Below are 22048 nucleotides of genomic sequence, written 5' to 3' on the forward strand. Positions count from 1 at the left end.
CGCCGCCCATGAACAGGAGCTTCTTGCCCGGATGGGTCCACATCCAGCCGAAATAGGCGCGCAGATTGGCGAAGCGTTGCCAGTCATCGCCAGGCATTTTGGCGATCAGCGAACCTTTGCCATGCACCACCTCGTCATGCGATAGCGGGAGTACATAGTTTTCCGAAAAGGCATAGCTGATGCCAAAGGTCATGTCTTCATGGTGATGGCGACGGAACAGCGGGTCCTGGCGCATATAGGCCAGGGTGTCGTGCATCCAGCCCATATTCCATTTGTAGTGAAAACCGAGTCCGCCTTGCTCGGCCGGCCGCGATACTTCGGGGAAGACCGTCGATTCCTCCGCCAGCATCACCGCGCCGGGCCGCTCTAGCCCCACCCAGCGATTGGTCTGGCGCAAGAAGGCGATGGCTTCCAGATTCTCGCGGCCGCCGTGGGCATTGGGCAGCCACTCGCCTTCCGGCCGGCTGTAGTCGCGATACAGCATCGAGGCCACCGCATCGACGCGCAAACCATCCGCACCATATTGCTCAAGCCAGAACAGCGCATTGGCACCGAGGAAATTCGCCACCTCGCGCCGGCCCCAGTTGTAGATCAGGGTATGCCAGTCGCGGTGATAGCCTTCCCGCGGGTCGGCGTGTTCATACAGATGGGTGCCATCAAAGCTGGCCAAGCCATGGCGATCGGTCGGAAAGTGACCGGGCACCCAGTCGAGGATCACGCCAAGGCCAGCGGCATGGGCGGCATCGATCAAGGCGCGAAAGTCGCACGGGCTGCCAAAGCGCGAGGTCGGCGCAAACAGGCCAGTCGGCTGGTAGCCCCAGGAGCCATCGAATGGATGCTCGCTGACCGGCATCAGCTCGATATGGGTAAAGCCGAGGTCCTGCACATAGGGAATCAGGGTGTCGGCCAGCTCGCGGTAGCTGAGCCAGCCGCCATCGGCACGGCGCCGCCAGGAGCCCAGGTGCACCTCGTAGATGGATACGGGCTGATCAACATCGCTGCGCCGCTGCGCCGGCGCGCCGGCTGCCGGTAGCTCGGCCACCAGCGAGGCGGTATTGGGGCGCAACTCGGCGGCAAACGCATAGGGGTCGGCCTTCTGGGTGATCACCCCCTCCCAGTCCAGCACCTCGTACTTGTAACAGGCGCCAGGCAGCACGCCGGGCAGGAAGATTTCCCACACCCCGCATTCGCGCCGATGACGCATCGGATGGCGGCGACCATCCCAGAAATTGAAGTCGCCCACCACCGAGACACGCTTGGCATTGGGCACCCATACGGCAAATGCCACACCGGCCACACCTTCGATTTCGCGTAGATGTGCGCCCAGGCTGCGCCAGGCGCGGCGATGATTGCCCTCGGCCAGCAACCAGGCTTCATCGGCCGTCAGCAGTGGCGCAAAGCGGTAAGGATCATCGATAAGCTGGTGAGACGCCCCCCAGCGCACTTCCAGCCGGTAGGCAAACGGTCTGGCATGGCGCGGCACGATGGCGGCAAACAGTCCGCGCGGATCAATCGGAGCCAGGCGACACAACAGATGGCCGTCTATCGCATCGAGCAGACCAACCTCGTCCGCCTCGGGCAACCAGGCCCTCGCGACCAGATGCTGGCCGCCACCATGCAGGCCCAGTACCGAAAAGGCATCGCCATGCTCGCCGCGACAGATCGCCTCGATATCCCAATGGCTGAGCCCGCTGCTGTCTGTATTGTCTGGATTTACCATCGTTACATGGTAGACAGCTTTTTTGCGCCTGCTGGCGGGCATAAGAAAATGTCGGCCTCAAGGCCGACATTTTTTGAGCATTGGTGCCTGGTTCCTCGGGCTCGTCCAGGCTTAAGCCACGATCGCGCAAACGACGGCGACGCGTGGCGCGCAGTGTGCGTCGCTTTTGTTGCAATGGTTTTACCTGCAGATGGCAGATTGGCTACGGCTCAACTTCCCCCAGCGCAAACCGATAAGGTGTTACGGACCGCAGCATGGTGCCAAGCAGCAGAGTCAGCAGTGGCAGGAAAACCGCCAAATAGCGCACGATGGCGGAGCAATGAAGATCAGGGACGGGGTGACCCGTCCCTGATCTTTTCAAGAGTGAATCACTTCACAGACAAGCGGCTACACGCGGAAACGCCCTACCAGCTCCTTCAGGCTGCGCGACAGGCTTTCCAGCTGCACCACCGCGTCGGCCATATCGGCCACCGCCAGGCTATTGCTTTGCGCTTCATTGCTGATGCGCTCGATATTGCGGGCGATATCGGTACTGGCGGCAGCCTGCTCGCGGGTCGAGTCGGCAATTTCCACCGCGCCACCGACCAGGCGGCCGGTTTCTTCGTTCACGGCACCAATTGCCTGCGCGGCCTCGCGTGAACTGGCCACGCCCTTGGCAATCTGGGCGCGGGTGGCCTGCATATCGCTTCCGGAGCTATGAATGCCGCTCTGGATTTCCGCCACAATCTGGGCGATTTCCACGGTCGCCTCGCCCGAGCGTGCCGCCAGCTTGCGCACTTCATCAGCCACCACCGCAAACCCGCGCCCCTGCTCACCAGCGCGCGCTGCTTCGATGGCGGCATTGAGCGCCAGCAGATTGGTCTGGTCGGCAATATCCTTGATTACCTGGACAATGCTGTCGACCTTGGCCGATTGCCGCGCCAGATTCTCCATGGTGGCGCCCAGCGCATCCATGCTCTGATTGGCCTTGTCGATCTCATCGGCGGTATGTGCCACCATCTTCTGGCCGCCGCTGCTCGCCTTGCCGGTATTGAGCGCGCTCTGCTCGAAGTCGCGCGCGGTATCGGCGATATGCTGGATGCTCACCGTTACCTGCTCGACACTGGCCGCCGTAGCGGTGGCCGCCTCGGCCTGCTGGCCGGATGCACGTTCGACCGATTCGGCATTGCTGGACAAGCGCTCCGCTGCCAGGCCAACCGACTCGCTCTGCTCGCGCACCTGCACGAACATATCGCGCAGCCGGCCCATAAAGCGGTTGAATGCTTCACTGGTGCGGCCGATTTCATCCTGGCTCAGCACCTCCAGCCGCCGGGTCAGGTCGCCCTCGCCACTGGCCAGGGTTTCCATCGCCTGCGCCAGACGCGCCAGCGGCCGGGTGAGCACGGTCAGCAGCACGCCTATACTTGCCAGAATCAGCAAGGCGGCAACCACGCCGATGCCGATCGCCTGATTGCGGGCACGCACGGCATCGGCCACGATCACTGCGCGCGGCACGGATACACCCAGCCCCCAAAACTGGCCGGAATTGCCGAGGGTAATGGGGCGCCACACATGGACGAGCCCGTCGCGCTCATAGTCAAATGCCTTGCCGGCGCGAATATTGTCGAGAAAGCCAGCTGGCACCCTGGCCGGATCGACCGGCTTGCCCAGCAGCTTGTCATCGCTGTGCACCACATACAGGCCACCGGATGACACCAGGGTGAGCTGGCCGACGCCGAATGGCTTGAACTTGCTGAAGCTGCTTTGCAGATTGCCCAGCGGCAGATCGACCGCTGCAAGGCCGATGAATTGATTGGCCTTGTCACGCATGGCCACGGTCAGGGACGACATCAGCACGCTTTTGCCCTGCACATCATACGGTGCCGGCTCGGTGACGGTATCGCGGCCGCGCTGCTTGGGTACGAAATAGAAGTCACCCCAGCCGGCCTGCTCGTACGCTGGCTTGTAGTCACCAGGATGATCCTTGAACGCCTCGGCCCGCTTCAGCTCCTTTTCGTCGATCATCTTGTCTTGCGCTACCTTGTCACCCGATCGCGTCATATAGGGCATATAGCGCCCGGTCGGATCGTAGATCGGAAACTGGCTGGCATATTCGGCATCGCGATTGTCCAGCGCGTTCGGTTCCATCAACAGCCACAGGCCGGATGCCTCCGGCACCCCCTCCAGCAGATGGATAATCATCTGGTCCACTGCCTTGCGAGGCGGAAAATGCTCGCCCTTGAGGCTCTGCACCACATCGGCCAGATGCCTGGGCAGCGAATAGCCGACCGCAAATACACTTTCCACCCGATGGGCATAATCGACGGCCTGCTCGGCAGCACGCTCCAGCCCCACCCGTTCGGCGTCGCGATAGACGCCATCGGCGATCAGCCAGATCATCAGGCCAAAGCCAGCGCTAATGGCTAAGGCTGCCGCCGACACGACCTTGGTGCGCAACTGCCAGTTCTCGAACATGCCGCCCCCATCACTGATCAGGAAAGTACGCAGCACCGCAGCCAGCCCGGCATCAGCGCATGCCGTCTAAACCTAGCAGCAATTGCCGGCTACGCCAGAAATCAGGCTGGCGAACCCGGCATCAGTTGTAGCTATTCCAGCGATTGCGCCGCTCTTCGCTGGCTTCTTTCAGCAAATGGCCGGCGCGCACCTCGTCCTTGGGGATCAGCAGATCGCCACCCTGCACTGCCAGCGCCAGCGCCTGGATCGCCACCGGATAATCGCGCTCCGCCGAGCGCTCCAGCAGATGGCGTGCCATGAGCGGGTTGCGCGGCACACCCTCGCCGGCCAGATAGGCATTCGATAGCAGGAACATGGCCTGGGCATTGCCATGGTCGCTGGCGAACTGCAGCCATTGCGCTGCCAGCTTCAGGTCACGCACCACCCCGTCGCCATTGCGTGCCATCCGCGCCAGCGCCAGGGCGGCCTTGGCATGCTGGTGCTCGGCCGCGTAGCGATACCACTGCCAGGCACGTGGCAGATCTGCCTGGCGGCCATGCGCCGGCACGCGCAGCTGCTCGGCCAGCTGGAAGGCCGCTTCGTCATCACCGGCCTCGGCACCGCGCTGCAGCCAGCGCATGGCCTCGCTCTGCTGCGCCGGTCTTGCCAGATAGACCAGGGCCAGCTCACGCATGGCCACAGCATCGCCGCGCTCTGCCCAGCGCAGCAGTCGCGCCTCGGCATCGGCTTGTCGGCCGGGCCCGGCCAGCAAGCCGGTGGATTCGATTTCGGCCGATGTAGGCATGTGCGAATCCACCGGAGCGCAAGCGGCCAGCGCCAGGGCAATCAAGCCGGCAAACAGGAAGGGTGAAGTCGGAATACGTTGCGGCATACAGGCATGTCCAATGAAAAGGCGCCCCATGCAAGCAAGGGGCGCCCAGGCACGACAGATTATTACTTGCTCAGATCAATCGCGTAACGGGCATAGCCGCTGGCGTCCAGACTACCTTCACCGGTCACCAGTGCAAGGCCGGCTGCCTTGGCCACGGCCAGCTGACCTGGTGCCGAGCGCAGGACCACCGGGCCGGCAGTCTTGGTCTTGACGAAGCTCCAGCTGCGACCATTGCCATTGGCGGCCAGGCTGACCTTGCCGGTCTGCTTGCCCAGCTTGATCAGATAGTCGCTGACCACGGCCTGGTTGGCATCGGGCGACTTGATGATGGTCTTGCTGCCATCGATGCCCGGGAAGTTACCGCCACCGCCGGCGCGATAGTCATTGGTCGCCACGATAAAGTCGTCGCCATCGGCCACCGCCTTGCCGGCGTAAGTCAGCCCGACAATGCGGCTGCCCGCCGGCTTGGTGACGTCGATCTGGTATTGCAGCGCATTGCCTTCGGCATAGAACACATCGTAGTTGTAAATGGTGCCGTAGCTCGGTACCAGATCCTGCTCGCTGCTCTTGCTCGGATCGATCTGGCCGAACTGCTTGGCGGCCGTTTCCAGCCAGGCTTTGAGGTCGGAACCCTTGATCTTAACTGCCTGCAGATTGTTATTGCTGTACAGGTACAAATCGCCCGGATTGCGAATCTGCAAATCGACCGGCGCCGCAGGGCTGGCGCCCGGGGCGACATCGGTAAAGTCGGTCGGGCCATTGCGGCCGGCCTTGAACGGCGCGCTGCACGAGATCACCGGAATGCTCTTGTAGCTTTGCAGCGTGGCATCGGCGCTCTTCGCGATAAAGTTCTTCACGTAGTCGATCTGCGCCTGGTTCACCAGCTGGATGGCGCTGACATCGCCCACCAGCGAGAAATAGGCCGACATCTGGAAATCGGTCTTGGCGCCCAGCGGCTGCTTGGCGTATGCGATGGTGGCGTTGTGCTCATTGGCCACCAGGTTGGCAATGGCCGGGTCGCCATCGACAATCGTCTTGCCATCGGTGTACTTGAAGCCGCGCGACTCGACCGAGGTCTTGTCCGGCACGGTTTGCCACTTGCCGCCGACATACTTCATGGTCATCTTGATGATGCCGAGGCGACGGCCCCAGCTCTGCGCCATCACCGTCGGCACGCCATTGACGAAGCCATTGATGGCATCGACATTGGCGCTGGCCGGTAGCGCAGTAAACGAGGCATCGAGCGCCGCGGCGCCCGCTTCCTTGCCCTTGGGGAAGATCAGGTGCGAGTGGCCGATCATCAAGGCATCGATGCCTACACTCTTGTCGGCCAGATGCAGGCTGGCGTTTTCCATCTTCGGGCTATAGGGGCTGGCATCGAGGCCGCCGTGCGACAGGGCCACCACGACATCGGCACCCTTGCTGCGCAGTTCCGGCACATATTGCTTGGCCGATTCCTGCACGCCGTTCACATACACCTTGCCGGCGAGATTCTTCTGATCCCAGTCCAGAATCTGCGGCGGTACAAAGCTCATGATGCCGACATTGAGGCGCACCGTAGTCGGCGTGCCATCGGGCAGATTGGCAGCGAACACCTTGGGAATGAGCGCATAGGGCTGGAAGATCGGCTTCTTGCTGTCCACGCCGTTGACATTGGTCAGCACCAGCGGGAAGGACGGCGCGCCGCAATTGCCAGCCGGCTTTTGCACACCGGCCACGCCCAGATCGGTGTTGGTCACCTGGCTCAGAAAACCCAGACCGTAGTTGAATTCATGGTTACCCAAGCCGCCGCCGTCATAGCCCAGCGCATTCATCGCCTTGTGTACCGCCAGGGTGCTGCTGCAGCCGATAGGCGCCGCCACGGCCTGATAGTCGCCCAGCAAGGTGCCCTGGATGGTGTCGCCATCGTCCAGCAGCACATTGTTCGGGTTCTCTTTCCGCGCTGCCTGGATCAAGGTCGACGTACGCTCGAGGCCCAGGCTGGTGTCAGCGGCCAGCGAGTAGTAGTTGTAGCTGAGCACATTCGAGTGGATATCGGTGGTTTCCAGCAAGGCAAACTGGACCGTGGTGCCTTCGGCAATTCCGCTATTTACGGCAGTGCTCGGGCTATCGCTGCTGCACGCGCCCAGAGCCACGGCAACCGCAATAGCGAGCAAGCTTATCTTGTACATGTTGTTCAATCGGCAAGGAAACAAAAGGTCGCCCATGGTGAAGGCTGATTATTTCCGCCACATTTCATGGTCCGTGCATTTTGCGAATGCGCGCATACAAGCCTGGCGCACCATGGTGCGCAGACACGGCAGGCAAAAACAAACCCGCTTGCGCGGGTTTGTCTGCTTCGCCACTGCTGCCACTTCAAACCATCAATCAGCCTGCGGCTTGCCGGCGCCACCCGCAACGATCTGGCCGATCTTGAAAAACACCTCGGTATTGTCGAACACCCCGGTGAACAAATGGGCGCCACGGCCGAACGCCGACAAGGGCACATCGGTCGCGGTATGTACCGCCTGCTGGCCCGGCACCTGGCCGGTGATCAGAAAGCCCTGGCCTTGGTTGCGCACATTCGGGTTGGCCGGGTAGTTCTTCAACGGTTCCTTGCCGACAAAGGGCTGCTGGCTGTCTTGCGTGGGCGTGGCATTGGCCAGCCAGGTTTCGTAGCGGTCGGCATTGGCGCCATAGCCGATCAGCATCTTGCGGTCGATGTCGGTGGTTTCCGGATAGCCATCTGCCAGCATCTTGTACTGAGGAAAACCGGACGCTTCATACACGCCCACCACCTCGTCGCGCTGCGCATCCTTGGTGCCGGTGCCGATCTTCGAGCGCAGCTGCGCATTGCTGATGGTTGCCGCGCCGATAATGGCGGCACCCGAGCATTCATGGTCAGCGGTGACGATTACCAGCGTATCGGGGTTTTTCTTGGCGAAGTCCTGCGCCACCTTCACTGCCCGATCAAACTCCAGGGTTTCCATGATCCAGCGGTCGCTATCCATCAGATGCGACTGCTTGTCGATGGATGCGCCCTCGATCATGGCGTAAAAGCCCTTGGGCTGCTTCGCCAGCACCGTCAGTGCCGCACTGGCCATTTCATCGAGCATGGGCTGGTCAGGAAAGCCATAGTCATTGACCACACTGCTGCTGCCGCGCCGCCCGCCGATCTTGTCATAGGCGACATTCATATTGGAGTAGGCAAACAGGCCCAGCAGCTTGTCGGCCTTGGGTGCATAGGCTTTCAGATTGGCGTAGTCGCTGGCGTAGGCAAAACCGGCCTTCTGAAAATCATCGATCAGATCGCGCTGCGGATCCTTGGCGCCGGGCGCCGCGCCCCAGCCAGCGACAATATCGGCCGGCAGCACATAGTCATTGCGGGTAGTGCGCTGCGAACCATTAGCCGGCTGCGGCTTTACGCTATCGCCTGAATTGGGTAGGAACCACTTGCGCCCGCCGCCCATCAGCACGGTCAGACCGGTGAGCTTGCGATCATCGAGATACTGGTCGGCGATGCCGGTGCCGAAGCCGCGATCGGCGGTATGCACGGCGTTCGCGGCCGGCGTGGCATCGAACACATCGGCGGTAGTGACGATGCCAAGCGCCTTGCCATGTTTGCGATGCAAGTATTCAGACAGATACTCGACGCGTGGGTTATCGAATGCATCGACCGTATCGTCGGGCCATACGCCTTCCTGATTATTCGCCGCCTTGTTGCCGGTCACATAATTGGACATGCCGGGCGAGGAGTCGGTAACGATGGCATTGAGCGATGAAGTCATCACCATGCCGGTATAGGGGAAGGTATCCATGGCGAGCCGGCCGCGTGCCTTACCCTGGCCATAGCCTTCGGCCATGATGCGGGCAGCAGTACGGTGGGTGGCGCCCATGCCGTCGCCAAGCAGGATGATGACATTGCGCGCCGGCTTGCCGTTTTTGCCATTGAGCGCCACCACCTCGAAATTGCCCCGGGCCGTCACGGTCTGGCCATCGGACTGGGTGGCAGTCAGGCTCAGGCCATGTACGCCCGGCACGGTGTGGCTAAAGGCACGCAGGGACACGACCGTCGTTCCGGCCGGCATATCCTTGACCAGGCCTTCAGTCACCTTGCTGGTCCGCTCTGCCGCGACCTTGATCGCCTTGCCATCCACTGCAAACTCGAAGCCGGTAATGGACTGACCAGCATCAGGCCGCACCGTGGCTTGCAGATCAAAGCGCTGGTCCGGCAAAAAGCGGGCGATGACTGGCGCCTCACGACCGCTGCTGAATAGCTCGGACGGCGGCGTCAGGCGCGTAATGGTCGGAGCCGCCTCGGCAAAGCTGATGGTGATCAGCACGCCAAGGAGGGATCGGTACAGATGCGGCATGAAATTTCCTTGTACAGGGGAGTAGCGGGAATGGTCGGACACAGCAGCGCAGCCAGTGGCGCCGGATCAAGTTCAAGCTGGACCTGCGCCACGCGGCCATCGGCCTCCGCATGGGCGGCCAGCCGCAAGTGACCAGACAGGCGCATACGGCCGGCCAGCTGCGGCGGTGCCATCATCAACGGAAAGTGGACATAGATCGCCGTTGCCGGCAGATCATCGGCCTGTGGCTCATCCTCGGCGGCCAGCATGACCGGCACCGGCGCAAAGATCAGCCGCCCGGGCACCGGCCGCTCTTCATTGACCATAAAGCCGCTGATGCTGACCCGCTGACCGTCGAGCGCCAACAAGCGCGCACTCGGCTCAAGGCCACGCGGGCCGATCGGCATGCGGTACATATCTGAAAAGCGCAGTTCTGCAAAACCCGGCTCAGTGTGAGGTCTATCAGCCAGTGCAGCCGGCACCGGCCTGGCTGCGATAGTGCCGTGGGCAATGCTGGAGAGCGATACAACAGACAGCAAGCAAGCAGACAAAAAACACTGCATTCAGAATGAATCCAACAGACTTTATTGCCGCAACATTACAGGATTCTGATTGCAAACCCGTGAATGCCAATTGCATATTGCGGTTTTTGCCCCGTACAATGCGGCCGCCAAGGGATTTCCGTGCACCTGCTTGATCGCACAATCAAGCCATTTCTCCCGCGCCGGACTTCTCACCCAGGTCAGCACAACGCCGCTCCCGGTGCGAGCCGGTCCGCGTTTCGGGCGCGCGCCGGCCCAACATCTCCCGACACCACCTGAACTGCAAATCAGTGGTGGAATGGCAAATCCTTGCCTATACCCTTAGTTGCAATGATGTAAATCACCTGACTGGATTGCTCCCATGCGAAATTTCATTATTCTCGGTCTGAGTCTGCTTGCCCTGCTCGCCAATGCCGATGATCTGGCACAGATCAAGCAGGCAAAATCAATCAAGATCGGTATCAAGGAAGCTCCCCGCCATTCTCGCTGCTGGACCCGGCTACAAAAACGGTCAAGGGCTTTGATATCGATATGGCGCTCGCCATCGCCAGGCAGCTTGGCGTCAAGGCCGATCTGAAAACGCTGGAATCAGATCAGCGCCTGCCTTTTCTGAAAGATCGCACCGTCGATATTATCGTGGCCGATTTTGCCAAGACCGATGAACGCGAGAAAGAGATCGACTTCAGCCTGGGCTATTTCGTTGCTGAAGAGCGTATCTATGGCAAGGTCGGCAAATTCAAGGATTTACCGGATCTGAACGGCGCCACCATTGCCATCAATAGCGGCTCCAGCCTGGAAGCCGAATTCAAGAAGCGCTACAAGAGCACCCATCTGGTATCGGTTCCCGACAAACCCGATCTGATCAAGCAATTGAATGCAGGACTGGTAGATGGCGTGGCGGCGTCGATGCCTATCCTGTACGAGCTGCAATCGAAGGTGCAGAACAAGAAACAATTCGAATACTCGCCGTTTCCGCTCGATGTAAAGATCTACGCCGTCGGCATTCGCAAAAAGGAAAAAGGCCTCAAGCAGGCAATCGATGATGCCTTGCTGGCCCTGGAGAAATCGGGCGAAACAGCGAAGATCTACGAAAGATGGTTCGGCCCGAATGGCGAAGTACCGATTCCGCGCACCTTTACCATTACCCGCTGATCAAGCGTATTAACAAACGGGCCCCGTCGTAGCGGGGCCTGTTTCATTGGCACACATACAAAAGCTTGGCGGCGATCAGGGCGGCGACTTTTGCGGCCAGATCTGCACCGGCGCATAGCGCACCTTGGCCGGATCAGCACCAGTGCCGAGCGCGCCGGCAAAATTGCTCCCCCAGGCCCACAGGCTGCCATCTCGCTTGATAGCCAGCATATGGTTGTAGCCTGCCGCAACCAGGACAAAACCCTCACCTACCACGACCGGCACGCCGCGATCGACATTGCTGCCATCGCCCACCGCGCCCTCGGCATTGTTTCCCCAAGCCATCAGCACGCCTTGCGTAGTGATGGCCGCCGCATGCTCCCCACGCGCGCTGACCTGGCTGTAGCCCTCACCGATCTTCAGTGGACGGTTGCGTGCCAAGCCGGAATCATCACCCAACAGACCGGAGCGGCTGCCATCGGTGCCAAAGTTGTTCGCGCCCCAGCTCCACAAGCTGCCATCGCTGCGTATTGCCAGGCTAAAGTTGTCTCCGGCTGCAATCTGGCTAAACGGCGCCCCCACCGGAACCGGCCGCAGCTGATCGCTACATCCGCCATCGCCAAGCTGGCCCGTGCATTGCCGGATGGACGAACCGAGCAGGTTGCCGCTGACCAACGCATTGCTGCCCCAGGCCCACAGGCTGCCATCCTTGCGTATTGCCAGGGAATGATTCGCACCGGCCGCGATGCGCACAAAGCCGTGCCCGATCAATACCGGCGCATTGCGGCTGATTGTAGTGCCATCACCCAGCTGGCCATTGCCATTCCAGCCCCAGGCCCACAACGCGCCATCACTACGTAGCGCCAGCGTGTGGCCGCCACCGGTGGCTACCTGGCTGTAACCGCTACCGATCAGAACCGGGCTGCTGCGCGCCGTATTGCTGCCGTCGCCCAGCTGACCCCAGAAATTGTCGCCCCAGGCCCACAAACTGCCATCGCGTTTGATGGCCAGGGTGTAGTTCTGCCCACAGGCGACGCTGGTATAGCCTGTCGCAATGCGTTGCGGCGCACTGCGATCTTGCTTGCCGCCTTCGCCTAACTGTCCCGCGCCGTTGGCGCCCCATGCCCACAAGCTGCCATCAGCCTGAACAAATACACTGTGCTCGGCCCCCGCCGCTACCGATGGTGCGGCGCCCAAGGGCACAGCAGCAAACCAGAGCAAGGCTATGCCCAAAACATCCGGCCAGCCTCGCAATCGAACAAGATCAGTCCATACCGACACGCCATTCTCCTTCCCGCACTGCGGGTATTCAGACGGCCCGCCCACGGCAGCGCCATCTGAGGAGGCAGAGAATAGCGACGCCAGCCAGCTGGCGCTGTGATGCACATCACAGATCAGACAGGCTGGGCAAACTCATCCAGTTCGATACGGCCCCAGGCGGCATGCTGCTGCACGTGTTCGAGGCTATTGCCAAAACCGATATAAATGGCCGAAGGCCGCACCGGGCAAGGCAGCGATAGCGACAGCTGATGATTGTGGCGTGCCAGCTTGCGCAACGGTGCTGGCGATGGCGGTACGCCATCAAGTGCCTGCAAACCGGCATCCTCAGCGATCAGCAGCTTGCCATCGAGCTCGACGCCGATATACATGCCGGCGTCGGCAGCATCGCCGCCAGCAAGCGCTTGTAAAGCGATTTGCATATTCAAGGAATTGTCTTGCCAGACAACTTCATTCAATTCAGCGCGAAAATAATGGGTAATGGATAAAGCCCGGCAATGCTGCATGGGTTGACGCGAAGCAAATACCGCAAACGAAGGGCCATTTTGATGGTGAGGTGCATCGTAAGCCACCCGGACATCGATAAAACCCAATACCGCCAGATAATCGACAATGGATTGCCGGGTCAGCCACACACTGGTTTCAGCCGAGCCGCCACAAAACCCTGACCAATTCAATGATTCCTCATAGGACTGCACCACCCATTGATAGCTGAAGCCATTGCGCTCGCCGTCTTGCAATGGCGAATACTTCTTGCGCAAGCGCGGATTGGCATTGAGCACCTCGGCATCGTAGTAATGGGTCCACAACACGATATTATCGCTGGCTTTCGCCAGCAGGCTCAAAAGTTCCAGCGGATCCTGCATGTGGTAGAGCACACCGCTGGCCAAGGCAATATCGAAGCGCTGCGAGGTATCGCGCAGATAGCTGACGAAATCGCCCAGCAGATACTGCACCCGGTCCAGTTTGAATACTTCCTTGATGCACAGGCACTTCAAAAAGGCCCGCGAGTTGGCCTCGATGGCCGTTACGCTAGCCGCGCCGCCTTGCTGCAACATATAGGAGTGAGCGCCTTCCAGCGGCCCCAGCTCAAGGACGGTCTTGCCAGCAAAGCCACCGAACAGCTCGGCCGCCATCTGCACCTGCGGTGCCTGAAACAGCGTGGCCGTGCCTGGCCTGGACTGCAGGCCAGAGGCCGGCGGCATGGCGGTCGACCATTCACCGTCGAACAGATCGATGATGTTTTGCGCGGCTGGTGGCTTGAGTACATAGGCATCGAGGATATTCACGTCTGGCTCACTTTGTGTTTGAGGGCCCGCGGCATCATACCCAATCGGGCACAACAACCAAGCAAGCCGGAAGTCGGCGCTCCATGCTGCTGCAAAGTCGCGACAATAAACCGACCGAACGAGCCGTCGTATATGAAATCAATATGCGCAAAGCTGCACTGTTCGTTTTATTCATTGCATGCTTCGCCAGCCAGGGCAAAGGCCTGGACCGCCTCCTCTTCCTTGCTGCTATTGCCCGCGATTCCCTTCCGGATTTACGCCACAACCGCCAAGCTGCCCGCGCGCCTAAACAATCAACACAATTCATATATGCAAAAAATATCGCCGGGTAATCAACCGGCCGTTCCTCGCCCGACCAATTTTCCGGCGAGGTCGGCGCGAAAGGATTCCCGCGCCGGTGTACGCGTCACACGAAAAGAACGGCCGCCACAGCCGCCCGGGCCAAGCTAGGCAATTCCCGCTCGATTTCGATGCCCAGCCAGGCCGCAGGCTTGATCGCGGCAGGGCATAATGGCCGGCCTGTCTTGCCTTGAGCCACGCCATGCACATCGTTTTCCTCGATCGCGCCAGCCTGCCGGTTACCTTGCGCAGCCCAGCGCTGCCGCACCAGTGGCGTGACTACCCAGCCACCTCACCCGCACAACTGGGCGTGCACGCCCGCGATGCCGAAGTGCTGATCAGCAACAAGGTGGTGCTCGACGCTGCGACCATCGCCGCCCTGCCCCGCCTCAAGCTGATTGCGGTGGCTGCCACCGGTGTCAACCATATCGACCTGCTTGCCGCACGCCAGCATGGCGTGGCGGTCTGCAATATCCGTGGCTATGCCGATCACAGCGTGCCCGAGCACGCGCTGATGCTGATGCTGGCCCTGATGCGCCAGCTAGCGGCTTACCGCCAACAGCTGGCAGCGGGAGCCTGGCAGCAATCGCCGCATTTCTGCCTGTTCGGACCAGCCATCCGCGATTTGCATGGCCGCACCCTGGCCATCGTCGGCAATGGCGCGCTGGGCCAGGGCACCGCCCGGCTGGCGCAAGCATTCGGCATGAAAATCGTACAGCTTGAGCGCAAGCAGGCCACCATCTGCCGCCCTGGCTACACGCCGTTTGTTGAGGGCCTGGCGCAGGCCGACATCATCAGTCTGCATTGCCCGCTCGATGCCAGTAGCCGCCATCTGATCGGCGCCGCCGAGCTGGCGCTGCTGCGCCGCGATGCGATCCTGATCAATACCGCGCGCGGTGGCCTGGTCGACGAAGCGGCGCTACTCGATGCGCTGCACGCCGGCCGACTCGGCGGCGCCGGCATCGATGTGCTGCACGAAGAGCCACCGCGCCAGGGCAATGCCTTGCTCGATGCCAAGCTGCCCAATCTGATCGTCACCCCGCATATCGCCTGGGCCAGCCACGAAGCGATGAGCGCCCTGGGCGAGCAGCTGATCGGCAATATCGAAGCCTGGGCCGGCGGTCAACCGCGCAATCTGGTGTGCTGAGGGTAGCCGGAATAGCCAGTCAGCGCGACGCCGATACCGAGCCGCCATGGCGATGCCGGCCGCGCCAGCCATGTGCAGGTCTTGCGGCTGGACTTTGCCATTTTGCTCGCCTGCGGCCTTGCCTTTACCGGTTGCCTGAGCCTGCTCGGTCGGCGCCTGGCGTGGCCGAACAGGAATTTGGCGACACCCTGGTGCTGCGTACTACCCACATTACCGTGTCTTTCTCCAAACGCTCCCGGCACCTCGATATGGAAAGAGACATCAATCGGGTATTTCAGGACATGGTCGACGATGGCACGGCCTAGCGAATCATCGACAAATGGTTTCCCGGTCTGCCAAGACAGAAGTGATCACCCGCCCGCTTGCGGCGGCGCGTGGCGTAAACCGGCAAAGAACATCGCCATCAGCCAGCCCGCCCGTTCGGCCAGGTCGAATTCACGCAGCTCCAGCCATTCACGAATGCAGCCGATCAGATAGCTGTTCAAAGCAAAAGCGGCAAGCTCGCAATCGAGGTGGACCGGCAGTTGCCCCAGCTGCTGGGCAGAGCGCAGCACCTGCGCCAGCTGCCGCCGGCAGCGTGCGGCGCGTTCGGCTTCTTCCGCCATCACCTCGGCCACCACTTCGGATAGCTCGGTTTTGAACAGGATGATTTCGAACACGCACAAGGTGCGCGGATCGCTCGCCACCTGGCGCAGGATATCGCGGCCATTGGCCTCCAGTGCACCAAGCGGATCGCTCCCCGGATGCGCCACCAGCACATCGAGCATGGCCTGCATCGGCAAGGACACCCGATCACACATGGCGGTAAAGATGTCTGCCTTGTTCTTGAAATGCCAGTAAAACGCGCCACGGGTAAGGCCGGCGGCACGGGCAATATCATCCAGAGTGGCGCGCGCCACGCCCTTGGCATGAAATACCTGCTCGGCGGCATCCAGCAGGGCTTCGCGGGTCTGTTCGGCTTGCTCTTTGGTTCGTCTGACCATGATGTATCTGTCACTTGGGCGCTGCGGCAGCGGGTTAGATAGAAATTGTTCCGGCGGATCATCGGCAAAATGCCAATACTGCTCATCTGTCAGCATGACGAAAGCAATAACCCTGTTTACAGCGCAGTTTACAAACATACGCGTATGTATCTAAACTCGCAACCCAGCCATTCAATCCTGTTGAAGCGTATAGCCCGGCTGCAGTAGGGCCGCCGTATTGGCAAGACATCTGCAATCGAACCGTAGCATTGCTCACCGACTATGCTGGGATTTCGTGTCTTGCCAAGCTTGCCGCACATCACAATCATTCGAGAGGTCCCATACGATGCCTGCCGCGTTCCATATACGACCCCGCACTACCCTGCTGGCGAGCACGGTGCTCGTGTCCGCCGCCCTGCTCAGCGCCTGTGGCAAAGGCCAGCCGGAAGGCGCCGGCGCGGGCGGCATGCCGCCACCGATGGTGGTGTATGAAACGGTCAATAGCCGCGATGTGGCCATCGACTTCGAATACCCCGGCCAGACCGCCGGCTCGCGCGAGGTGGAAATCCGCGCCCGGGTCACCGGCATTATCGACAAGCGCCTGTATCAGGAAGGCGGCCGGGTAAAGGCCGGCCAGTCGCTGTTCCGCATCGACCCGGCCACTTACGCCGCCGCCGCTGCCACGGCCGATGCCAATATTGCTACGGCCGAGGCGCGGCTCAAGCAGGCCGAGCGCGAGTTCAACCGTCTCAAGCCCTTGATCGAGGCCAAGGCCGTGAGCCAGCAGGAATTCGATACCGCCGCTTCCAACTTCGATCTGGCCAAGGCCAGCCTGAAGGCCGCTCAGGCCCAGGCCAATGCCGCCCATATCGACCTTGGCTACACCGATGTGCGCGCGCCGATCAATGGCGTGGTCGGTCGCGCGCTCAAGGTGGAAGGGGCGCTGGCCAATGCCCAGGGCGACAGCCTGCTCGCCACCATGGCGCAGACCGATCCGATGTATGTGAACTTCTCGGTGTCCGATGACGATCGCAACAAGCTGCAGGCGCAGCTGGCCAGTGGCGAATTGAAGCTGCCCGATGGCAAATACAGCGTGCATCTGAAGGCGGCCGACGGCCATATGCTCAAGCAGGTCGGCAAGCTCGACTTCAGCGATTACAAGGCCGATGCCAATACCGGCGCCTTTAGCAGCCGTGCCGAATTTGCCAATGGCGACAATGTGCTCGCGCCGGGCCAGTTCATGCGGGTGGTGCTGGCGGGCGTGATTCGCCCCAATGCCATCGCCGTGCCGCAACGTGCGGTGCTCGATGGCCCGAATGGCAAGTTTGTCTATACGGTTGGCCAGGGCAAGGAAGGCAAACCGGCGGCGGTTCCGGCGCCCGTGGTACCGGGCGAGTGGGTGCAGCTGGAGGGCAGCAATGGCAATGGCTGGGTGATCAAGTCCGGCCTCAAGTCCGGCGACAAGGTGATTGTCGATGGCATGGCGCGCATCTTCTTCCCCTTCCAGCCGGTGACGCCGCTAACCGCGGCCGAAGCCGCCAAGATGGCGCAGCAGCCACCCATGGGGCCGCCGGCCGGCAAAGCGAAGTAAGCCCCGCTGAATCAGATTCAGGCTCTGCTGCCGGCGTAGCGGGCAGGCGTACGGTGTTTTTATAACAGCACCGCCAACGCCAGCCCGGTCGGCAACAGTGTCGGGATCGGGCGCGACACCGGCGTTTCACTGGCCGCTCGCCCCGCTCCCACGCCCTCTCCCGTGGGGAGAGGGAAACGGACAAGGCACATAGGAAATCACCCATGTTCTCCCGCTTTTTTATCGACAGGCCCATCTTCGCCTTCGTGATCTCCATCTTCATGGTGATTGCGGGTCTGGCGGCGATGCGCGTCCTGCCCATTGCGCAATACCCGGAAATCTCGCCGCCCGTGGTGCAGATCAACGCCTTCTACCCCGGTGCTTCGGCTGAAACCATTGCCGAGACGGTGGCGGCGCCGATCGAAAACGCCATTACCGGCCTCGAAGGCATGATGTATATGTCGTCCACCTCGACCTCGAACGGTGCGGTCACCATTACCGCCACCTTCGAAATCGGCACTGACGTGGACAAGGCCGCCGTTAACGTCAATAACCGGGTCAAACAGGCCGATGCCCGTTTGCCCGAGGAAGTGCGCCGCCAGGGCGTATCGGTGGAAAAAGGCTCGTCCGCCTTCTTGCAGGTGCTGGCGTTTTACTCGCCGGAAAGCAAGTTCACCGACCTCTACACCTCCAACTACGTCACCCTGAATGTGTTGGACGCCATCAAGAAGATCCCCGGCACCACCAATGTGCAGATCTTCGGCGCCAAAGATTACGCCATGCGCATCTGGCTCAAGCCCGATCGCATGACCCAGCTCAAGGTGACCGTGCAGGAAGTGGCAGGGGCAATCAGCGAGCAGAATGCCCAGTTCGCCGCCGGCAAGATCGGCCAGACGCCCAATGGTGGCCACCAGGAAATGGTGTACACGGTTACCGCCAAGGGTCGCCTGTCCACCCCGGAAGAGTTCGAGAACATCATCGTTCGCTCCAATGCCGATGGCAGCAAGCTGCGCCTGAAGGATATTGCCCGTATCGAGCTCGGTGCCAAGAACAATGACTTCAACGGTACCTATAACGGCAAGCCGGCGGTGCTGATGGGTATCTTCCTGCAGCCGGGCGCCAATGCCCTGGACGTGGCAGACGAAGTCAAGCGCACCATGAGCGGCCTCGCCAAGCAGTTCCCGCAGGGCATGAGCTATGCGGTGCCTTACGACACCACCCGCTTTGTGCAGGTGTCGATCCATGAAGTACTCAAGACTCTGGCCGAAGCGATGGTGCTGGTATTCCTGGTGGTATTCCTGTTCCTGCAGAACTGGCGCGCCACCTTGATCCCCACCTTGGCGGTACCGGTGTCGCTGATCGGTACCTTTGCCGGCCTGCAGCTGCTGGGCTACTCGATCAATACCCTGACGCTATTTGGTATGGTGCTGGCCATCGGTATCGTGGTGGACGATGCCATCGTCGTGCTGGAAAACATCGAGCGCATCATGCACGAAAATCACCTGCCGGCCCGCGAAGCGGCGCTGCAGGCGATGAAGGAAGTAACCGGCCCGGTGATCGCCATCGTGCTGACCCTGTGCTCGGTATTCGTGCCGATTGCCTTCCTCGGTGGCCTCACCGGTGAGCTGTATCGCCAGTTTGCCGTCACCATCTCGATTGCCGTGGTGCTGTCCGGCATTGTGGCACTGACCATGACCCCGGCGCTGTGCGTGCTGATCCTGAAAACCGAGCATCGCCAGACCGCCCGCGTCTTCCTGTGGTTCAACGCTTTCTTCCAGCGCATGACCGGCCGCTATATCCACGGCGTCACCTTTCTAATGAAGCGCGGCGTGCTGGGCGTGTTGCTGTTTGCCGGCATGGTGGCGCTGACCGCCGGCATGTGGAAGGCCACGCCGGGTTCCTTGGTGCCGGATGAAGATCAGGGCTATTACATTGGTGCCGTGTTCCTGCCCGATGGCGCGTCGCTACAGCGTACCGATGCGGTGCTCAAGCAGGTAGTCGCTGCCATCCAATCCAACCCAGCGAACGAGCATGTTATTGCCTTCTCGGGTATGGACTTCATCGGGGGGGGCTTCAAGAACAATGCCGCCACCATCTTTGTCACACAAAAGCATTGGGACGATCGGCCTGGCGTGGATACGAAGGCACTCGTTGTCGAGTTCTTTATGAAGACTGGCGGCATTAAAGAAGCCATGGCAATTGCCTTCGCGCCACCCGCTATTTTTGGACTGGATAACACCGGTGGCTTTACAGCCTACCTCCAAAATCGCGGGGAAGGTGGCGCCAAAGCGCTTGCCGCCGCGATGTCTGACTTGAAGGGTGCTGCTTCGCAAGAGCCCGTCTTGAACGGTAGCCAATTCCATGGTCTCCATACCTTCTGGAATGCCAATGCACCGCAGCTCTACCTGAACGTAGACCGCGAACGCGCCAAAGCACTGGGCGTACCGCTGAACGACGCCTTCAATACCCTAGCCGGAACACTCGGTACCTACTATGTGAACGACTTCAACAAGTACGGCCGTGCCTGGCAAGTGCTGATGAGCGCCGATGCGACCTACCGCAAGCGCCCGGAGGACATCGGTCGCATCTATGTTCGCAGCCAGCGAGGGGAAATGGTGCCCTTGTCTGCCTTCGCCAGAGTCGACTACACCTCTGGGCCCGACATCATGGAGCGGTACAACAACTTGCCGGCGGTAAAAGTGTTGGGAGCGCCCACGCCCGGTTTTTCATCTGGACAGGCAATCGCTGCGTTTGAAAAAGTTGCGAAACAAGCACTGCCCAACGACATCAGCTACGAGTGGACCGGCGCCGCCTTCCAGGAAAAGAAGGTGACCAGCGCCGCAGTCATTGCCCTGTGTCTGGCAGCGGTGATGGTGTTCCTGATCCTGGCGGCGCAGTACGAGAAGTGGTCGCTGCCGCTTTCCATCCTGCTGGCCATGCCCTTCGGCATCTTCGGCGCCCTGCTGGCAGTGAAGCTGCGCGGCTATAGCAACGATGTGTACTTCCAGATCGGCCTGGTGACGCTATTGGGCCTGGCCGCCAAGAACGCCATCCTGATCGTGGAATACGCGGTGATGAAGCACCACGAAGGCTATCCGCCTGCCGCTGCAGCCATCGAGGCGGCACGGTTGCGCTTCCGGCCGATCATCATGACCTCGATGGCCTTTATTCTCGGTGTATTGCCGCTGGCGATCAGCAGCGGCGCCGGCGCCGGCGCCCGTACCTCGGTCGGTACCGGCGTGATGGGCGGCATGATGGCGGCCACCTTCCTGGCCATCTTCTTTGTACCGCTGTTCTACAAGCTGATTATCGACCGGCGCGTCAGCACGCCGAACGAAGAGTTGGTGCCGCCGAAGTCGGAAAACGAATATGGCGTGGTTGAAGGGAGTCATCATGATCAGTAAGCACAGCACCACAGCCTTGGCATCTGCGCAGCCCCCGGCCTCGCTGGCGCGCCTAGTTGGCATTGGCACACAAATGATTCGCCCGGCCGCACTCACCCTTGCCTTGGCATTGGCCGGCTGCGCCGCTAACCCGCCGATGGCCAAGCTCGATCTGCCCGCCAGCGCCAATGCCAGCCTGCCGGCCGGTATCGATGCCTGGTGGCGTAGCCTGAACGACGCCACCCTGAGCCAGCTGATCGATGAAGCGCTGGCCCACAATGCCGACGTCTTGCTGGCCGCCGAGCGCATCGGCCAGTCGCAGGCGGTGCTGGATGAAACCCGCATCAATCTGCTGCCCGATGCCAATCTGAGCAGTAGCGCCAATCGCCGCAAGCCAAGCGAGGAAACCACCGCCAAGGGGCAAAGCGGTGCCAGCACCAGTTACAAGACCGGTATCGGCGTCTCTTACGAAATCGATCTGTGGGGCCGGCTGAGCCTGGCGCGCGATGCCGCCCGCGCACAACTGGCCGCCAGTGGCTATGCGCGCGAGGTCAGCCGTAGCGCAGTGGCCGCGCAGACCGCCAAGAGCTATTTCAGCCTGCTGGCGCTCGATAGCGAAGTCAGCCTGCTCGGCAAGACCCTGCAGACGCGCGATGAAGCCTTGCGCGTGCAGCAGGCGCGCTTCAAGGCCGGCGCCAGTGGTGAATACGAGCTAAAGCTGATCGAAGCGGAGCGCGCTGCGGTGGCAGCCAGCCTGCCCAAGCTGATGGCGGCACGCTCCCAGGCCGAGACCGCCCTGGCGGTACTGCTGGGCCGCTCGCCACGCGAGGTGGTGGAAGGCAGCATCCAGCGCGGCAGCGCGCTGGATAGCCTCGCGGCCACGCCGGATATTCCGGCCGCCCTGCCCACCGAGCTGCTGAGCCGCCGCCCCGATGTGCAACAGGCGGCCATGCAGTTCAACGCCGCCGATGCCGAGCTATCGGAAGCGCGACGCCGCTACTTTCCCAGCATCAGTCTTTCCGGCTTTTTCG

Annotated in this window: 16 protein-coding genes; 7 read left to right on the plus strand and 9 right to left on the minus strand. The window is 61.2% G+C overall.

The window, feature by feature from the left end:
• The 6 genes from glgB to ACE3OH_RS06135 form a co-directional block, all read right to left on the minus strand.
• The coding region (gene glgB, locus ACE3OH_RS06110) for a 1,4-alpha-glucan branching protein GlgB (protein WP_374349541.1) at window positions 1–1720 on the minus strand (1720 nt) is incomplete at its 3' end.
• A 387-nt stretch (window positions 1721–2107) separates the two neighbouring features.
• A complete protein-coding gene (locus ACE3OH_RS06115) occupies window positions 2108–4210 on the minus strand; it encodes a methyl-accepting chemotaxis protein (protein WP_374349542.1) in 2103 nt (700 codons plus the stop codon).
• 85 nt (window positions 4211–4295) lie between these two features.
• A complete protein-coding gene (locus ACE3OH_RS06120; protein WP_374349544.1) occupies window positions 4296–5045 on the minus strand; it encodes a tetratricopeptide repeat protein in 750 nt (249 codons plus the stop codon).
• 62 nt (window positions 5046–5107) lie between these two features.
• Window positions 5108–7216 carry a bifunctional 2',3'-cyclic-nucleotide 2'-phosphodiesterase/3'-nucleotidase gene (locus ACE3OH_RS06125; protein WP_374349547.1) on the minus strand — a complete coding sequence of 703 codons (2109 nt, stop codon included), beginning with the start codon at window positions 7214–7216 and terminating at the stop codon, window positions 5108–5110.
• Between the two features lie 192 nt (window positions 7217–7408).
• The gene (locus ACE3OH_RS06130) at window positions 7409–9397 is read right to left on the minus strand and encodes an alkaline phosphatase (RefSeq protein ID WP_374349549.1); all 1989 of its coding nucleotides are present in this window, start codon (window positions 9395–9397) and stop codon (window positions 7409–7411) included.
• A complete protein-coding gene (locus ACE3OH_RS06135; protein WP_374349551.1) occupies window positions 9361–9783 on the minus strand; it encodes a hypothetical protein in 423 nt (140 codons plus the stop codon). The genes ACE3OH_RS06130 and ACE3OH_RS06135 overlap by 37 nt, the downstream gene beginning before the upstream one ends.
• Before the next feature lie 579 nt (window positions 9784–10362).
• On the opposite strand from ACE3OH_RS06135, the gene ACE3OH_RS06140 reads away from it, so the two are divergent.
• A complete protein-coding gene (locus ACE3OH_RS06140) occupies window positions 10363–11070 on the plus strand; it encodes a transporter substrate-binding domain-containing protein (RefSeq protein ID WP_374349585.1) in 708 nt (235 codons plus the stop codon).
• Window positions 11071–11145: 75 nt separating this feature from the next.
• On the opposite strand, the gene ACE3OH_RS06145 is transcribed toward ACE3OH_RS06140, so the two are convergent.
• Both ACE3OH_RS06145 and ACE3OH_RS06150 read right to left on the minus strand, forming a co-directional pair.
• On the minus strand, window positions 11146–12330 hold the full coding sequence (locus ACE3OH_RS06145) for an RCC1 domain-containing protein (RefSeq protein ID WP_374349559.1): 1185 nt from the start codon (window positions 12328–12330) through the stop codon (window positions 11146–11148).
• A 113-nt stretch (window positions 12331–12443) separates the two neighbouring features.
• A complete protein-coding gene (locus ACE3OH_RS06150) occupies window positions 12444–13616 on the minus strand; it encodes a class I SAM-dependent methyltransferase (RefSeq protein WP_374349565.1) in 1173 nt (390 codons plus the stop codon).
• An 83-nt stretch (window positions 13617–13699) separates the two neighbouring features.
• On the opposite strand from ACE3OH_RS06150, the gene ACE3OH_RS06155 reads away from it, so the two are divergent.
• The 3 genes from ACE3OH_RS06155 to ACE3OH_RS06165 all read left to right on the plus strand — a co-directional run bounded on the left by ACE3OH_RS06155 (window position 13700) and on the right by ACE3OH_RS06165 (window position 15407).
• Window positions 13700–13948: a hypothetical protein gene (locus tag ACE3OH_RS06155; RefSeq protein WP_374349567.1), complete on the plus strand. Its 249-nt coding sequence runs from the start codon at window positions 13700–13702 to the stop codon at window positions 13946–13948.
• 209 nt (window positions 13949–14157) lie between these two features.
• Window positions 14158–15102, plus strand: coding sequence for a D-2-hydroxyacid dehydrogenase (locus ACE3OH_RS06160; protein ID WP_374349570.1), 945 nt, complete (start codon window positions 14158–14160; stop codon window positions 15100–15102).
• A gap of 161 nt (window positions 15103–15263) precedes the next feature.
• Window positions 15264–15407 (plus strand): hypothetical protein, encoded by a 144-nt coding sequence (locus ACE3OH_RS06165; RefSeq protein WP_374349572.1) that lies wholly within the window; start codon window positions 15264–15266, stop codon window positions 15405–15407.
• A gap of 45 nt (window positions 15408–15452) precedes the next feature.
• Here ACE3OH_RS06165 and ACE3OH_RS06170 read toward each other — a convergent pair whose 3' ends face one another.
• Window positions 15453–16085 carry a TetR family transcriptional regulator gene (locus ACE3OH_RS06170; RefSeq protein WP_374349575.1) on the minus strand — a complete coding sequence of 211 codons (633 nt, stop codon included), beginning with the start codon at window positions 16083–16085 and terminating at the stop codon, window positions 15453–15455.
• Between the two features lie 376 nt (window positions 16086–16461).
• Between ACE3OH_RS06170 and ACE3OH_RS06175 the strand changes: the two genes are divergently transcribed.
• The 3 genes from ACE3OH_RS06175 to ACE3OH_RS06185 all read left to right on the plus strand — a co-directional run.
• Complete coding sequence (locus ACE3OH_RS06175; RefSeq protein ID WP_374349577.1) at window positions 16462–17655, plus strand: efflux RND transporter periplasmic adaptor subunit; 1194 nt, start codon at window positions 16462–16464, stop codon at window positions 17653–17655.
• A 203-nt stretch (window positions 17656–17858) separates the two neighbouring features.
• Complete coding sequence (locus ACE3OH_RS06180) at window positions 17859–21038, plus strand: efflux RND transporter permease subunit (RefSeq protein ID WP_374349580.1); 3180 nt, start codon at window positions 17859–17861, stop codon at window positions 21036–21038.
• A 73-nt stretch (window positions 21039–21111) separates the two neighbouring features.
• Window positions 21112–22048: TolC family protein (locus ACE3OH_RS06185; protein WP_374349582.1), on the plus strand; the 937-nt coding region annotated here is incomplete at its 3' end.

It is taken from the genome of Chitinimonas sp. (assembly GCF_041904975.1).
In the GTDB taxonomy this organism is placed as follows: Bacteria; Pseudomonadota; Gammaproteobacteria; order Burkholderiales; family Chitinimonadaceae; genus Chitinimonas.

Coding starts and splice junctions, on each gene's coding strand:
- ACE3OH_RS06160 (WP_374349570.1), top strand. CDS start 14,158: ATGCACATCGTTTTCCTCGATCGCGCCAGCCTGCCGGTTACCTTGCGC.
- ACE3OH_RS06125 (WP_374349547.1), bottom strand. CDS start 7,216: ATGTACAAGATAAGCTTGCTCGCTATTGCGGTTGCCGTGGCTCTGGGC.
- ACE3OH_RS06180 (WP_374349580.1), top strand. CDS start 17,859: ATGTTCTCCCGCTTTTTTATCGACAGGCCCATCTTCGCCTTCGTGATC.
- ACE3OH_RS06155 (WP_374349567.1), top strand. CDS start 13,700: ATGCTGCTGCAAAGTCGCGACAATAAACCGACCGAACGAGCCGTCGTA.
- ACE3OH_RS06135 (WP_374349551.1), bottom strand. CDS start 9,783: ATGCCGATCGGCCCGCGTGGCCTTGAGCCGAGTGCGCGCTTGTTGGCG.
- ACE3OH_RS06170 (WP_374349575.1), bottom strand. CDS start 16,085: ATGGTCAGACGAACCAAAGAGCAAGCCGAACAGACCCGCGAAGCCCTG.
- ACE3OH_RS06130 (WP_374349549.1), bottom strand. CDS start 9,397: ATGCCGCATCTGTACCGATCCCTCCTTGGCGTGCTGATCACCATCAGC.
- ACE3OH_RS06120 (WP_374349544.1), bottom strand. CDS start 5,045: ATGCCGCAACGTATTCCGACTTCACCCTTCCTGTTTGCCGGCTTGATT.